This window comes from Prochlorococcus marinus str. MIT 9211 (assembly GCF_000018585.1).
GTDB classification, from domain to species: Bacteria; Cyanobacteriota; Cyanobacteriia; order PCC-6307; family Cyanobiaceae; genus Prochlorococcus_D; species Prochlorococcus_D marinus_B.
In genome coordinates this window covers 1,625,437-1,641,022 of sequence record NC_009976.1, presented here as the reverse complement: position 1 = coordinate 1,641,022, position 15,586 = coordinate 1,625,437, and the positions used below count along the sequence as shown (strand labels likewise).

Below are 15,586 nucleotides of genomic sequence, written 5' to 3'. Positions count from 1 at the left end.
AAGATAGAATTTAATTAGTGTTTGCAAGCATGCTTTAAATATTTTTCGTGGCTGATCATTTGGTAAATCAAGGTTTAAGGCAAGCAGTTGATTCTTTGCCAAAGACGTATGACCCAGGTGGGACAGAAAGTCGCTGGCAGAAGTTGTGGGAATCCTCTGGTGCCTTTCATCCAGACCCTAATGATTCTGGGGAGCCTTTTTCGCTGGTAATTCCTCCTCCAAATGTTACTGGCAGTCTTCACATGGGACATGCTTTTAATACAGCACTGATTGATACGATTGTTCGCTTTCAACGCTTGCAAGGGAAGAATGTACTTTGTTTACCAGGTACAGATCACGCCTCTATTGCAGTGCAGACAATTCTTGAAAAGCAATTTAAAGAAGAAGGAATTAATCGTGATGATTTAGGTAGAGAAGAATTTTTACAAAGGGCTTGGGCTTGGAAATCAGAAAGTGGAGGACGTATTGCGGCTCAACTTCGACGTTTGGGCTATTCCGTTGATTGGCAAAGAGAAAGATTTACGATGGATGAAAGATTGAGCAAAGCCGTTGTTGAGGCTTTTGTTCGTTTACATCAACAGGGTTTGATTTATAGGGGTGAATATCTTGTGAACTGGTGCCCTGCTTCAGGTTCAGCAGTAAGTGATCTAGAAGTTGAAATGAAAGAAGTGGATGGATATCTATGGCATTTTCAATATCCATTAACTAATGGTTCTTCCGATGATGAGACTACGCATCTTGAAGTTGCCACTACTCGTCCTGAAACGATGCTTGGAGATGTAGCTGTTGCAGTTAATCCTTCGGATAATCGATATAGGCACCTTGTTGGTAGAACCCTCACTTTGCCATTTGTAGGTCGAGAAATTCCTGTCATTGCAGATGATCATGTTGATAAGGATTTTGGGACTGGATGCGTCAAAGTCACCCCAGCACATGATCCAAATGATTTTGCAATAGGTCAGAGGCATAATTTGCCCCAGATTACTGTTATGAATAAAGACGGCACTATGAATAGTAGTGCTGGTCAGTTTGAAGGTTTAGATCGCTTTAAAGCTCGTGAAGCTGTTGTAAATGGCCTAAAAGAACTGTCATTGCTAACCAAAATTGAACCATATAGGCATAGCGTGCCTTTTTCAGATCGGGGTAAGGTCCCTGTTGAACCATTATTGTCTACACAGTGGTTTGTTCGTATGGAGCCGATGGCTGATCGATGTCGAGCACATCTCGTCAAGGGTGAGCCTCAGTTTTTCCCTACTCGCTGGGAGAAAGTTTACCGGGATTGGTTAACTGGTATTCGTGATTGGTGTATCAGTCGGCAATTATGGTGGGGTCATAGGATCCCGGCATGGTTTGTTGTTAGTGAAACTGACTCTATAGTGACTGATCATACTCCTTATATAGTGGCACTTTCAGAGGAGGAAGCACTTTTACAAGCCCGCGAAAAATTTGGAGACGATGTTGCTATAGAACAAGATGCAGATGTATTGGATACTTGGTTCTCGAGTGGTTTATGGCCTTTCTCTACTTTAGGATGGCCTGATGAAGATGATTCGGATTTTAACTGTTGGTACCCTACAAATACGTTAGTCACAGGTTTTGATATCATTTTCTTCTGGGTTGCCAGAATGACAATGATGGCTGGTGCTTTTACTGGTCAAATGCCTTTTAAAGATGTTTATATTCATGGGCTAGTAAGGGACGAACAGAATCGTAAAATGAGTAAAAGTCTTGGTAACGGGATTGATCCCCTTGTATTAATTGACCGTTATGGCACTGATGCGTTGCGCTTTGCTTTAGTCAAGGAAGTCGCTGGTGCAGGGCAAGACATCAGACTCGATTACGATAGGAAAACAGATACTTCTGTTACTGTTGAGGCGGCACGTAATTTTGCGAATAAGTTATGGAATGCCACTCGCTTTGCGTTAATTAATCTAGGTACTACTACTTTTGATGAGACATTTGAAGAACTTAATTTCTCTGATTTACAACTTTCTGATAAATGGATTTTGTCGAGGTTGGCAAGAATTAACTCTGAAACTTCTAAGAAATTTACAAGTTATGCTCTTGGAGAGGCAGCAAAAGGACTGTATGAATTTAGTTGGAATGATTTTTGTGATTGGTATTTGGAGTTAATTAAGCGTCGACTTAATCCTGGAGATTCATTGACTCAATCTCAATTGAAAGATAGAAGAATTGCTCAACAAGTAATGTTTAAGGTCCTTAGAGAACTTTTAGTAATGTTGCACCCCTTAATGCCTCATTTAACTGAAGAACTTTGGCATGGCATTACAGGTTTCCCTGACCAAAAGATGCTTGCGTTAAACCTTTGGCCCGCATGTCAAGAAGGCTTTTTAGATGAAGAGTTAGAGAGTTCTTTCTCTGCACTTTTTGCTTCTATTAAATTGGTTCGTAATTTGCGTGCTGAAGCTGGGTTGAAGCCTGGTCAAAATGTACCAGTCCGTTTTGTTACGACTAACAGCAAACTTGCAGATATTCTTCACAAGGCCAAAGCGGATATCCAGTCACTAACACGAGCGAATAAAGTAGAAGTTTTTCATCCGGACGAACTTCTTGGTAAACCTTCTATCAAAGCTTTAGCAGGTGTTTCTGGCGATCTAGAGGTCCTTTTGCCTATTGAGGGCTTAGTTGATTTGGATGGATTGCGGAAACGTTTAGAAAAAGATTTAATCAAAGCACAAAAAGAAATAACTTCTCTGTCTAAAAGATTAGATAATCCAAGCTTTATTAACAAAGCTCCTGAAGCCATTATTTTAGATTGTAAGAGTAAACTAATTGCCGCAAAATCACAAGCTGATTTAGTTATTAAGCGCATTGCAGGTTTGAGTTGAACTTATTATTTTTAGGAAACATTAGCTTAGAGCATTGGTTTAATAACCAGACTGAACTATTCATTAGCCCGTTCGGTATTTTAGTATTTATTACTTTATATGTAATCTGGGTAACACTATTATTGCCAGGATCATGGTTGTCCATGGTAGCTGGTCTAATATATGGTACTTTTCTGGGCAGTATATTTGTTTTTTTAGGAGCATTGTTAGGTGCAATTTTAACTTTCTTTTGTGGAAGAACTTTTTTGAGAAGTTGGGCTCGAAAAAAATTATTGTTATTTCCTAAATTGCAGTCGATTGAAGATTTAGTTTTTCAAGAAGGATTAAAGTTTATTTTTCTCACACGCTTATCTCCATTATTTCCTTTTGGTTTTCTTAACCTCGCGTATGGCCTAAGTAAGATTTCTATAAGAGATTTTATGATAGGCATTCTAGGCATTCTTCCTGGCACGATCTTATATTGCAGCCTTGGTTCATTAGCAGGTGAAATAACAAAGTTTGATTTTACCCTTGCTAATCGTAGTGATTGGATTTCTTTTACTTTTAGCTTAGTAGGAATATTAGCAACTTTGGGGGTTGCTTTCTTTATTCTCCGAGCTACTAAAGATTCATTATCTGAAATTGATAAATCCTTTTAATCAGGATTTTCTAAATTCCAATCTCTTAGAGTTGCGATTACAATAAACCAAGAAAGTCTAATTTTAGATAAAAACCCAGCTCTTGAAGATAACTCAAGAAACTTTGCTCTCCCACAAGGAGATTTGATAAATGAAAAAACTTTGTGTTGACTCATCGTTGATGTAACGTTATTTAGAAAGAAGGTTGAAGAAATCTTCTTCATTAATAATTTTAATTCCTAGTTCCTTTGCTTTACTAAGTTTGCTACCCGGATTGCTCCCAGTTATCAGGTAAGTTGTTTTCGAGCTGATGGAAGAATTTACTTTTCCACCTGCTTTTTCAATCATTTCCTGTGCGACGTCTCTGTTGATAGACTCCATCGTCCCTGTGAGAACAAATCTTTTCCCTAAAACTTCTTTGTTAGAAGAATTGATGACGCTTTTTATAGCACCACTATCATTTGCAGTCGACTTTAATTGTACTCCTAATTCTTTTAGCCTACTGATAATTCTCTGATTAGATTCATCTTCAAACCATTCTTGTAATGATTCCACCATTTCATTGCCAATGCCATGAATTTTTGCGATTCGTTCTGGTGAATTTATGGCTGCATGAGAAAGTTCATCTTCACTAGCAAAAGCATTGGCTAGGAGCTTCGCATTACCTTCACCTATATGTAATATTCCTAGACCATATAATTGTTTATTCCAAGGCTGTGTTTTGGATTTTTCTATAGATTCGATGACCTTATGTGCAGATTTTTCACCCATTCTTTCTAATCCAAAAAGCATTTGATAGTTAAGCTCATAAAGATCAGGAATTGACTTGACTATGCCTTTATTGACCAATTGCTCAATTACCTTTGATCCAACTCCATCAATATTCATCGCTTTCTTACTCACCCAATGACGTAGAGCTCCTTGTATAATTGCTGGACAAAGATTATTTACACACTTCGTTGCTGCTTGGTCAGTTCCTCTCACAAGTTTCTCATCACATTCTGGACAATTGCTAGGTAGATATAAACGAGTTGAATTTTGAGGCCTCAATTCTTTTAAAACACAAACAACTTCTGGAATGATTTCTCCTGCTTTTCTAACAACAATTGTATCTTCGTTATGAAGATCCAGAGATTGCAGACGATCCGCATTATGTAGAGTTGCTTTTCTGACTATTGTTCCTGCTAGTGGAATCGGTTCGAACTCTGCAACTGGCGTTACTGTTCCTGTTCGTCCAACCTGGTATGAGAGATTAATGAGTTTTGTTGGGGCCTCTTCAGCAGGGTACTTAAGTGCAATAGCCCAACGAGGTGACTTTTGTGTGACCCCAAGCATCTCTTGAAGTTTAAAATTGTTGACCTTTACTACTACTCCATCTGTTGTATATGGGAGCTTGTGTCGCTTTTTCTCCCAAATATCAAAGAAGGATTGCACTTCATGCAAACTTTTAAAAATTTTTGTATTTGGATTCACTTTAAAGCCGGCTTTTTTTAACCATTTAAGTGCTGCATCTTGGGCTTCTGGTTGATGTATATTTTCTCCTTGTGGGTCCCAATCTTTTGGAAGATACATTTTGTAGGCAAAGAAATCCAGTTGCCGGGATGCAACTATTTGTGGATCCAATTGCCTAAGTGTTCCAGCACACGCATTTCTGGGATTAGCAAATAAAGCTTCTCTTTGCTGCTTACGAAGCAAATTAATGCCATCAAAAGTTTGTTTGGGAAGAAAAGCTTCTCCTCGAACTTCTAGCCAACTTGGGGGATTTTCTATATCAAGTGATAATGGTATGGAAGTAATTGTTTTCACATTTGCTGTAATTTCTTCTCCTGCTACGCCATCGCCTCGAGTAGCAGCTTGAACCAGTACCCCATTGGCATAACTTAATGCCAATGCACTGCCATCTATTTTGAGTTCGCATGCAAAATCAATAGATGTTTTTAGAATGCCAAAGTTATTTTTTTGATTAAGTAATTTCCTTATTCGCAAGTCCCAGTCCTGCAGTTCTTCAAAATTGAATGCATTGTCTAGACTCATTAAGGGTATTTTGTGCTCAACCTTTACAAATTCTTTTGCTGGCGTACTGCCTAACCGTTGAGACGGACTATCTGCCGTGATTAGTGATGGATGATTTTTTTCTATATTTAATAGTTCTCTGTATAGACGGTCATAAACCGTATCTTCCATTAAAGGAGTATCCAATACGTAATAAGCATGGTTTGCCCTATTGAGCAATTTGCGAAGCTCAAAAGACCGTTTTGAAAGATTGCTTGAGTTTTGCTCCACTAGGCGATGATTAATCTTTTTGTTTAACTAGTGCCTCTTGCGATTCGATTGATTCGCCATACTGAATCAACTTTGATAAAGCTGAAGTCCAGTGGTAATTCTATTTTTTTATCTTCCGATTTTAGTTTTAAGGTAAGAATAATTAGGTTGTCCTCGATTCGAGGCCGGCCTGATTTCAGGTTTTTGTAACGGTTTAATTGAAGACTGCCGAGGAATTTCAAGAAATCTTTACGACTGACATGCTGGCGATACTCTTTTGTGGTCAATCTGTATGCTCCATCAATTTGACCTGAAGCTATCTGGTCAAAGAATTGTTTGACCAGAGGATTAATTCCCCTTGCTCCGATAACAAGCTTTACAGCATTGAAAGTCCAGAACAGGATCAAGGTTCCTCCTCCTATTAAGAGGGCTTTGATTCCAATTTCTCTGACTAGTGCCCCATCCATTGGTGAAATTTCTCTTGAGAGTGTTTTACTTTCTAACTCTAGAAAGAAGAGTGTTCCCTAGTCACTAACTTTTAGACAGAATGTTATTGCTTGAAGAAGGGCATCCCCCTGCATACATTGATGTCATTGATTCCGCTTTTGCCAATTTTTCATCGTTTCAACAGAGAATTTTTTGATGGTGTCCTTACAAAAGGGACAAGTCCAATTGTTTCTGTTCGATGGAGTGATGGCAGGTTACGTAACACTGCTGGCTTATATCGGCGAGGTTATAAAGGGTATCGACAGAAATTTTGTGAAATAGTTTTATCTAGTCCAGTCTTGATAAACCTTCCTCGTAGTGCAGTAGAGAGCACGTTATGTCATGAGATGATTCATGCCTGGATTGATTTGATTTTGGGCATTAGAGAGGGGCATGGACCAAATTTTCACGCCAGAATGGATCAAATTAATTCTTTGCAAAATCAATTTCAAATTAGTGTTCGGCATCAATTTCCAGTACCTGCAAAATTACCAAGGTGGTGGGGGATCTGTCCTTCATGTGGTAAGCGTTTTCCTTATAAAAGACTCGTGCGAGGGGCTGCTTGTAAGCAGTGTTGTGATGTAAATCATGATGGAAAATGGGACCGTAGTTGCGTTTTAGCTTATGAACCTATTCGATCAGACGGTTAATCGCACGTTATTTTCTTGAGTTTCTAGAGGCGTGATTTTTATTCTTTGAATCGATTTATCAAAAGATTCTAATTTCTAACCTAAATATCATTAATTTTATTGCATGGATATTAGTCGTAAATTCAATAACCGGCGCAACCGATCTAATGATCCTTTGGAGCGTCGTATGGATAGGTGGATTGAAACTGGCAGGCAATTTGTTGATGGTGTTACTGGCAATCGACCAGGACTAAGAAGAGAGGTAAATTTAGGAATGAATCGTTCAAGCTTTGATAATGTTGGACGTTGGGTAGGTGACAAATTGGATTGGTTTTTTGAAGAGGAGGATGATTGGATGGAAAGTTCTAAATCAATTAGGAATTTAGAAAATTCTTTGCCTAATCAAAAAAGGCCTTTGCAGGCTGTTTCCTTGCGGGTCCAAAAGGCAATCTCTCCTTCATCGTTGCCTGATCAAGTCTCTGATTCTTCAGAATCTTGGCCTGATGACTCTTCTTTTAAGTTAGATCGGTGGAAACGACCTCAAATTGACGAGCAGATGGATTCGGCAGATAATTTATTGAGGGACCAAAGGTCTCGAGCTTCTTCTAATCGTTCTTTGCCTAAATCTCGCCGTAGAAAAGATTAACTTAAAGTGCATGCCTTGGTGTGGGTCCTAGCCAGGCTTCTAAATCGGGATTAAATACTTCTCGTATCACTGTAAGCTCCTTTTCCTTACGGAAAAATCTATAATGTCTACTCCAAAAGGGACCTTCTTGGTTGAATTTTGTCTCTAGCCAGCTGGCGGTGACTAATGCGAGTCCATCGACTTCACGAAAGAGTTCTGAACGACCTTTTGTGAGGCTATCCCAAATTGGTTGATCCTTATTTTGTAAATGATGTTCAGCTTCTTGTTGATTCCACCAACTCTCTGCCCATGCAAGAGTCTGGGAACCACATTCTAACCATACTTGACGTCTAATAAGCGGAGCCTTTAACTCTTCCACCTCTATAGGTGCTTCTGCATTTTGTGTTTCTTCTGCCTGCATTGCAATTAGATTTACTTTCACCTTATGTCCAGTTAGGAGATTCAGATGCCGTGTTGGACTGCCATCCCCTAACAGCATTAATTGCCATGCTCCAGATAGTGTTTGAGCAGCTTTGCCAGATAAAACTGAATCAGTAGGAGCTTCCCAAATCGCGATCGGCGAATTTAGTAATTTGTTTTTCAGAAGGACCCTCCTGGAGTTGATTGTTTAATGTTTGGTTTGGCTTTCTCTAACTGTTTTCGGTTTTGTATTTTTAGCCAAACTAAAAGTGCTGTAAGGTCAGCTTTGCTGACCCCAGGAATCAGACCTGCTTCACCGAAATTTTTTGGTCTACGAATAGTTAATTTTTCGCGTGCTTCTTTTGAAAGGGTTGTTATTGATTCGTAATTGATTTCTGTAGGTATAGGTTTTTTACTTTGTTTTTGAATTTGATCTACCTGTGCTTTTTGACGTTCTAAATATCCACTATATTTAATATCTATTTCTACCCCTTCTCTAACATCTAATGGAATATCATTATTGATTAATTGATATCTAAGGAGAGTAGACATATGCGTCCCTGGCCTACGCAGTAAATTGGCAAGACTTATTGAACCTTTAATTGCAGCACCAGTTTCTTTCTCCAGCTCCAATGCAATTGAATCACTAGCTTTTACCCGTTGCGTTTCCAATCGGATTTTTTCGTTATTTAGTGCATTATGCTTAGCTTTAAAAATATCCCATCGACGCTGATCAATTAAGCCCAGCTTATGTCCAAGCGGTGTCAATCGACGGTCTGCATTATCACCTCTTAGAAGAAGACGATATTCACTGCGACTAGTTAATACTCTATAAGGTTCACGTAAATCTTTATGGACGAGATCATCAATCATGGTACCGATATAACTTTCTTCTCTTGGGAAATGAAGCGCTTCCTTTTGTTGAATCAACCTTGTTGCATTGATTCCTGCGACTAAACCTTGAGCGGCAGCTTCTTCATATCCCGTTGTTCCATTAAGTTGGCCTGCACTGAAAAGACCTTTGATCTTTTTGGTCTCTAGAGAAGGTAGAAGCTGTGTTGCAGGAATATAGTCATACTCGACCGCATAAGCTGGCCGTAGCATGATGCATTTTTCTAGTCCAGGCAGAGTTTGTAATAATTTAAGTTGGAGTTTTTCAGGCAAACCAGTAGAAAAGCCTTGGACATAGATCTCTGGGGTATCAAGTCCTTCCGGTTCCAGAAAAATTTGATGTGATTCCTTATCACTAAAACGAACAATTTTGTCTTCAATAGATGGGCAATATCGAGGCCCTTTGCTATCAATAAAACCTCCATATATAGGAGTGTGCTGAAGGTTATCTTTGACTAATTGATGAGTTGCCGTTGTTGTGCGAGTTATATGACAACTTATTTGCTTGCCACTTTTCCATGCTGTTGGATCAAAAGAAAAGAAACGATTTGCTGCATCGCTTTTTTGCTCTTCGAGTGCGTGCAGGTTAATGCTTCTCCGGTCAATTCTTGCTGGTGTACCGGTTTTTAATCGATCGGTTTGAAAACCAAGTTCTTGTAATGCTTCTGTTAGACCTTCTGCAGGTTGTTCGCCTGCGCGACCAGCTGCCATGGATTGATTACCGATCCAAATTCTTCCTCTAAGAAATGTTCCAGTTGTTAAAATAACTGCTTTGGCTAAATAGATACTTCCGAAATAAGTTTTGATGCCTTTAATCCAACCGGTGTGATTCTCATTAGACACTTTTGAATTATTTGGATCGACTTCAAGACCGGTCACCATTGCTTCGCGAAGGTGCAGATTTGGTGTGTTTTGGAGTAATTGCAGCATTTGCTTCACATACTGACGTTTGTCGGTTTGTGCGCGTAATGCCCATACTGCAGGCCCTCGACTTGCATTAAGTATTCTTTTTTGTATTGCTGTTGTATCTGCTAATCGACCAATAACACCTCCAAGAGCATCGACTTCATGAACTAACTGACTTTTAGCTGGGCCTCCAACTGCAGGATTGCAGGGTTGCCAAGCAATACGATCAAGATTCAGTGTAAATAATGCAGTTGAAAACCCTAACTTTGCTGTAGTAATTGCTGCTTCGCATCCTGCATGTCCACCTCCTACAACAATCACATCAAAGCTTTCCGTTGCATCTAATAATTTGTTCATATCTACATTATTTAATTCTGATTAGAGAGTGGATGGTTTGCTTAGCTTGCAAGGTTTCGGAATCTTGTGAATTGTGGCTCAAAAAGTAACTTAACTGTTCCAATCGGACCATTTCTATGCTTTGTCACTATGACTTCTGTAACTCCTCTATCGGGTGTCTCTGGATTGTAGTACTCATCGCGGTAGATCATTAGAACTAAATCTGCATCTTGTTCAATAGAGCCAGACTCTCGGAGATCGCTAAGCATTGGTCTTTTATTGGTTCGAGATTCAACACCTCGACTTAGTTGGGAAAGAGCTATGACAGGAACCTTTAGCTCTCTGGCCATAGCTTTTAGACCTCTTGTGATGCGGGACAGTTCTTGAACTCTGTTATCAGGTGTTGATCCCTCCATTAGTTGTAGATAGTCAATAACAATGAGTCCTAGTTCTTTTCCTTGCTCAGCGATTAAGCGACGACTTAATGACCTCATTTCTAAGACACTTAAGTTTGGTTTGTCATCTATGTAAATTGGCAGTTGTCCCAGAGTATTGATTCCTTGGCCTAGTAGCGGCCATTCTTCTTGATTGAGGCGACCTGTTCTCAGCCTTCCACTTTCTATGCCAACCTCCATAGAAAGTAGTCGATATGTTAGTTGTTCTTTACTCATTTCAAGACTGAATACGCAAACAGGAAGTTGATGTAGCTCTGCAACATTTTTTGCGAGATTTAGAACAATAGATGTTTTGCCCATTGCTGGTCTTCCAGCCACAATAATTAGGTCGCTTCGTTGTAGTCCTTGGGTCATTGCGTCAAGGTCATAGAAATTGACTGGTATACCAGCAACTGAAGTCCCTAAAGATCGGCTTTCAATTTCGTTAAATGTTGATGTGAGAATTTCCGAAGTTGGTATAAGTCCTTTGGAAGGTTGGTCTTGACTAATTGCGAAAATCTTTTGCTCAGCTTTATCCAATACCTCATCAGTAGCCATGGTTTGATCAAAACTCAGCTTGATTACTTCATTGCCGGATCTAATGAGTTGACGACGAACAAATTTATCAGTGATTAATTTTGCTACTTGTTCTATTGAGGCTGTGGAAGCAACTCTTTCTACAAGTTCAACTAGTCGATTATTGCCTCCAACTTTTTCCAATGAGCCTGTGTCGGCTAACCAAGCGCTCATTGCAGTTAAATCAGTAGGCTTTCCCTGGCTATGAAGCATTAATGCAGTTCGGAATATTTCTCTATGGGCATTTAGATAAAAAGCTTCAGGTTGCACTAAATCAGCTATTCGACTTATTGCATCAGGATCTAATAAAATACCTCCTAAGACTGCTTCTTCTGCTTCAAGATTTTGAGGTGGGATTAGATCTTGTTGAGCTTCAAAATTAGGCTCTAGCGATTTTTGATATTTTCTAGCAATCTTTCCATCGCCTTTGGATGTATCTCCATTTTTTGGGAAAGGAACACTAACCATTGATTAGGGTATTGGCTGGAGAGGTTGATTTTTGGAGCAATTAATAACTAACTACTTCAAGATTAATTTCAGCAGTGACTTCATGATGAAGTTTGATTTGCACTTTATATTGGCCTATTGCATGGACTTCAGGAACACTGATAGTTCGTCTATCTATTTCTTTTTCAGTAGCTTTTTCAATTGCTTCAGCAATATCTCCATTAGTCACTGTTCCAAATAAAACACCATCATCTCCAACTTGTTTTTTAACTGTGAATCGTCCAATTGTTTTGAGAGCTGTCTCAAATGCCAGGGCTTCATCTTTGAGAGCTGCTTCATGTTCTTTTTGTTTTGCTCTTCGATGCTCTACTTGTTTCATTACTGCAGGTGTTACTGGCAAGGCTTTCCCATGGGGCAGTAGAAAATTTCGAGCATAGCCAGGAGCAACCTCTACAACATCACCATCCTTACCAAGACTAAGAATGTCTTCTTTTAAAACAAGCTGTACTCTTTTGGCCATAATGCATTCAGGAAAAATCTTCCGATCTCTGTTTTATCAGTTTAGAACGTCATAGGCAGCCGAATTTTTCTAGCCAAACCTAATCGCTTGAGAAATCGTATATGTTCCCAAGTTAGATCTATTTGACCTTTTTGAAGTCCCTGCTTAGCAGAACTTGGAAATGCGTGATGATTATTGTGCCAACCTTCACCAAATGTCAGTGCAGCGACCCATCGGTTATTTCTTGATCGATCCCCGCTTTCATAAGCAACACTTCCCCAACAATGTGTGGCTGAATTAACTAACCAAGTGACGTGATAAACAACTACTAAACGTAGCGGGATTCCCCATAGAACCATCGACCATCCACCTACTTCGCTAATAGTCCCTATCCAAAAAAGAAAAGCGCCTAGTGGAATTTGCAAAAGTAAAAAATGTTGATTTAGAAATAGATAATAAGGATCTTTTACTAAATCACCTGTAAACCGAGGCACTGTGCCTAAAGCAGGTACGTCCTCAAACATCCATCCCATATGACTCCACCAGAATCCTTTATTACTATTGTGATGATCTGCGTCGGTATCTGAAAAAGTGTGATGGTGACGATGGAGGCCTACCCAATCAATTGGACCATGTTGGCAACTTAAAGCTCCACAAGTAGCAAAGAATCTTTCAAGCCATCTTGGAACTTGGAAAGAACGATGAGATAGCAATCTGTGATATCCAAGTGTGACTCCAAGACAAGCAGTTACCCAGTACATAACTAACAATGCACTAACAGCTTGCACACTCCAAAATTTTGGTTGTAATGCAAATATTGTTAAAGCATGAATTGCAAACATAAAAATAATTGTTCCCCAGCGCCGTTCAAATTTCCCTAATGGCTTGAGCTTATTCTTATTATTGATAGGTGTTTGAATTTGAAGTTTGGTAGACGCAGCAAGAGCTTTACTTGCAGAAACCGGCCTTCTTAATGGGGCGCTTGGTCCAATAACACTGGAAACCACTATTACGATCCGATTAAAGGTAGCTTATAATAACTGATAAGTATCAATATCACAAATAGAGGTTAATCATTTCAATGATTTCGTGAGTAACGGTTATCGCGATCGATTGGCAAGTGGAAGGAGGGCTATGGCCCACCTTATTCATGTATGGCATGAGCGTAATGGTTGGTCTCATAAGGTTTTGCCTGCACTTGCAGAATCTCTAGATTTGGGACGCATACATAATTCTCAAATTTCTAACCTTCGTAATGGCAAGCTTGTTTCCCCAGGGCCAGAAGTATTTTTAGCTTTTGCCCAAATTAATCATGTTCTGTATCAAGGTATAGGTCATGTAAAAAATCATCTTGAGCAAGATCATCCTGACTTATTAAAAATTCTTCTTGATTCAGCGCTACCTTTGGTTGGTGATGATGAGCAACCACTTTCAGCGGGTGATTTGTTTGAAATTTTTGTTGGCTTGACTCCTTTACCTTCTTCTTTTGATTGGTTTATTGAAGAGGATGAAGCGATCATGCTCAGCGCAGCATTAGCCGATTACTTATGTAATAGCAGACCATGGCGTCAGTGCCGTGAAAAACTGATGGCGGCTTATCCAGTTCAGAAGCCTCATCGAAGAGAGAGGTTTGCAGCTGTAATGGCAGGGTTGAGGGATTACACGGCTGAAGAATTAGATGGGGAATTATTAGACTTGTACGCCACATATCAGACTATTAGTAACTCTGAGTTGCAAGGTGCTGATGCCTTTTTGCAGGATTTACGCTCCCGTGCTGATTGTTTGAGAGACTTATAATAATACTTTTTGTTTTTTAAATAAGATTGTGCAGAGATTAAAAAGTGGTATTTACGATGAAAAATTAGTTCAAGAATGGGCTAATCGATTTGTTTGTTCAATTGAAAATCAGCTATACCCTTTGGCTAAGAAGAGAACTGATGATGTTTCATTACGACTTGAGAAAGTTTTAGATGCTTTTTCAAAAGAAGGCTTGGGAACTCAGCATTTTGCGTCTTCCAATGGTTATGGCCATGGTGATTTAGGAAAAGATTTAATTGATAGAGTATTTGCCAAGATTTTTGGCGCTGAGAAAGCTGCGGTAAGAATACAATTTGTTAGTGGAACCCATGCAATTACGACTGCTTTATTTGGTGTTCTAAGGCCTGGAGATAATTTGTTGTCAATCACTGGTCCTCCCTATGACACCTTAGAGGAAGTTATTGGAATAAAAGGGTCTGGACAGGGATCACTTATTGATTTTGGTATTAATTATGAAGAGATATCTATTTATAAAAATCAGAAATTGACTCTATCTGAATTGGAAAAGGCTTTAAGTATTCCTCGAAAAATGATTTTTATTCAGAGAAGTTGTGGATATTCTTGGAGACCTTCTTTATCTATTAGTCAGATTAAGTCTATATGCAAATTGATTCATAGTCGACAACCTGAATGTACTTGCTTTGTAGATAACTGTTATGGCGAGTTTGTTGAAGAAAGTGAACCCACAGCTGTGGGGGCAGATTTAATTGCAGGTTCACTAATTAAAAACCCTGGCGGCACAATAGTTCCTACAGGAGGTTATCTAGCTGGGCGTTCAGCATTAGTTGAGAAGGCATGTTGCAGATTGACTGCTCCTGGTATAGGAACTCAAGGCGGCTCTGGACTGCACTTAAATCGAATTATTTTGCAAGGTATATTTCTTGCTCCTCAAATGGTTGCAGAAGCTTTAATAGGAGCTGACCTTGTCGCAGGTGTTTTTAATTCTCTAGGATTTGATGTGCAACCATTACCTAGTCAACATCGCAGCGATTTAATCCAAGCGGTTCGCTTAGGTAGACCTGAGATTTTGAAAGAAGTTTGTAGAGCTTTCCAGCGTTCCTCTCCCGTAGGTTCTTATTTAAATCCCCTTCCTTCAGCAATGCCTGGCTATCAAACTGATTTAATTATGGCTGGTGGAACATTCATTGATGGAAGCACAAGTGAATTTTCTGCAGATGCACCATTAAAGTCACCATATAATCTTTTTGTGCAAGGTGGGACGCATCGCTCTCATATCAAAATTGCACTGATTCGTGCACTTGTTGCATTAGTGCGAGCAGGTTTTATAGATTTACCCCAGACTACTTAAATAACGTTTGGCCCATGACCATGGCCTTTGATTTTCCTAACCAATTTCGCTTCGCGGACAGTCACGAATATGCTTTTCCGGAAGGAGATTTAGTCCGAATTGGGATTAGTGCCTTTGCTGTTGATCAGCTGGGAGACATTGTTTTTGTTGACTTACCTGATGTGGGAGCTTTTTTATCTAGGGGTAATAGCTTTGGCTCTGTTGAATCGGTAAAAGCTGTTGAAGATATGTATGCCCCTATAAGTGGAGAGGTCCTACAAATTAATCAGGCTGTCCTTGCTGATCCAGAGCAACTCCAAAATGATCCTCATGGGGCAGGTTGGCTACTGCAAATTCGTATGTCTGACTCTGCTGAATTAACTCAGCTAATGGATGCCGACTCTTATGCAAGTAAGATTGCGGCCAATTAAATAATTGATGTATTTAGAAGATTTTTGAATCTTTATTATTAAACAAATTCTTTGTTGGTTAATGGCCAAAAT

General features: G+C 39.4%; 14 protein-coding genes. 7 read left to right on the top strand and 7 right to left on the bottom strand.

Annotated elements, in window-relative coordinates:
* Nucleotides 1-59: 59 nt before the first annotated feature.
* Together P9211_RS08810 and P9211_RS08805 are read left to right on the top strand one after the other, a co-directional pair.
* Nucleotides 60-2,849, top strand: a complete 2,790-nt coding sequence (locus tag P9211_RS08810; RefSeq protein ID WP_162465554.1) for a valine--tRNA ligase — start codon at nucleotides 60-62, stop codon at nucleotides 2,847-2,849.
* Nucleotides 2,846-3,487: a TVP38/TMEM64 family protein gene (locus tag P9211_RS08805; RefSeq protein ID WP_012196360.1), complete on the top strand. Its 642-nt coding sequence runs from the start codon at nucleotides 2,846-2,848 to the stop codon at nucleotides 3,485-3,487. The genes P9211_RS08810 and P9211_RS08805 overlap by 4 nt, the downstream gene beginning before the upstream one ends.
* 168 nt (nucleotides 3,488-3,655) lie before the next feature.
* Here P9211_RS08805 and ligA read toward each other — a convergent pair whose 3' ends face one another.
* Complete coding sequence (gene ligA, locus P9211_RS08800) at nucleotides 3,656-5,749, bottom strand: NAD-dependent DNA ligase LigA (protein WP_012196358.1); 2,094 nt, start codon at nucleotides 5,747-5,749, stop codon at nucleotides 3,656-3,658.
* Between the two features lie 23 nt (nucleotides 5,750-5,772).
* Nucleotides 5,773-6,195: a hypothetical protein gene (locus P9211_RS08795; RefSeq protein ID WP_012196357.1), complete on the bottom strand. Its 423-nt coding sequence runs from the start codon at nucleotides 6,193-6,195 to the stop codon at nucleotides 5,773-5,775.
* A 120-nt stretch (nucleotides 6,196-6,315) separates the two neighbouring features.
* Between P9211_RS08795 and P9211_RS08790 the strand changes: the two genes are divergently transcribed.
* Both P9211_RS08790 and P9211_RS08785 read left to right on the top strand, forming a co-directional pair.
* Entirely contained in the window at nucleotides 6,316-6,864 is a 549-nt protein-coding gene (locus P9211_RS08790) for a SprT family zinc-dependent metalloprotease (RefSeq protein ID WP_012196356.1), read from the top strand.
* 103 nt (nucleotides 6,865-6,967) lie between these two features.
* Nucleotides 6,968-7,489, top strand: a complete 522-nt coding sequence (locus P9211_RS08785; RefSeq protein WP_012196355.1) for a hypothetical protein — start codon at nucleotides 6,968-6,970, stop codon at nucleotides 7,487-7,489.
* Nucleotide 7,490: 1 nt separating this feature from the next.
* Here P9211_RS08785 and P9211_RS08780 read toward each other — a convergent pair whose 3' ends face one another.
* Genes P9211_RS08780 through P9211_RS08760 form a run of 5 tightly spaced genes read right to left on the bottom strand, consistent with a single transcriptional unit; the run spans nucleotide 7,491 to nucleotide 12,984 of the window.
* Nucleotides 7,491-8,039 (bottom strand): chorismate lyase, encoded by a 549-nt coding sequence (locus P9211_RS08780; protein WP_193328940.1) that lies wholly within the window; start codon nucleotides 8,037-8,039, stop codon nucleotides 7,491-7,493.
* Nucleotides 8,040-8,068: 29 nt separating this feature from the next.
* Nucleotides 8,069-10,042, bottom strand: a complete 1,974-nt coding sequence (mnmG, locus tag P9211_RS08775) for a tRNA uridine-5-carboxymethylaminomethyl(34) synthesis enzyme MnmG (protein WP_012196353.1) — start codon at nucleotides 10,040-10,042, stop codon at nucleotides 8,069-8,071.
* Nucleotides 10,043-10,083: 41 nt separating this feature from the next.
* Nucleotides 10,084-11,499 carry a replicative DNA helicase gene (dnaB, locus tag P9211_RS08770; protein WP_012196352.1) on the bottom strand — a complete coding sequence of 472 codons (1,416 nt, stop codon included), beginning with the start codon at nucleotides 11,497-11,499 and terminating at the stop codon, nucleotides 10,084-10,086.
* Between the two features lie 40 nt (nucleotides 11,500-11,539).
* Nucleotides 11,540-11,998: a 50S ribosomal protein L9 gene (gene rplI, locus P9211_RS08765; protein WP_012196351.1), complete on the bottom strand. Its 459-nt coding sequence runs from the start codon at nucleotides 11,996-11,998 to the stop codon at nucleotides 11,540-11,542.
* Between the two features lie 41 nt (nucleotides 11,999-12,039).
* Nucleotides 12,040-12,984, bottom strand: a complete 945-nt coding sequence (locus tag P9211_RS08760) for an acyl-CoA desaturase (RefSeq protein WP_012196350.1) — start codon at nucleotides 12,982-12,984, stop codon at nucleotides 12,040-12,042.
* Nucleotides 12,985-13,066: 82 nt separating this feature from the next.
* Between P9211_RS08760 and P9211_RS08755 the strand changes: the two genes are divergently transcribed.
* The 3 genes from P9211_RS08755 to gcvH are packed head-to-tail and all read left to right on the top strand — an operon-like array spanning nucleotide 13,067 to nucleotide 15,514.
* Nucleotides 13,067-13,774 (top strand): hypothetical protein, encoded by a 708-nt coding sequence (locus tag P9211_RS08755; protein WP_012196349.1) that lies wholly within the window; start codon nucleotides 13,067-13,069, stop codon nucleotides 13,772-13,774.
* Between the two features lie 28 nt (nucleotides 13,775-13,802).
* Nucleotides 13,803-15,104, top strand: a complete 1,302-nt coding sequence (locus P9211_RS08750) for an aminotransferase class I/II-fold pyridoxal phosphate-dependent enzyme (RefSeq protein ID WP_012196348.1) — start codon at nucleotides 13,803-13,805, stop codon at nucleotides 15,102-15,104.
* Nucleotides 15,105-15,124: 20 nt separating this feature from the next.
* Complete coding sequence (gene gcvH, locus P9211_RS08745; RefSeq protein ID WP_041391273.1) at nucleotides 15,125-15,514, top strand: glycine cleavage system protein GcvH; 390 nt, start codon at nucleotides 15,125-15,127, stop codon at nucleotides 15,512-15,514.
* Nucleotides 15,515-15,586: the final 72 nt, after the last annotated feature.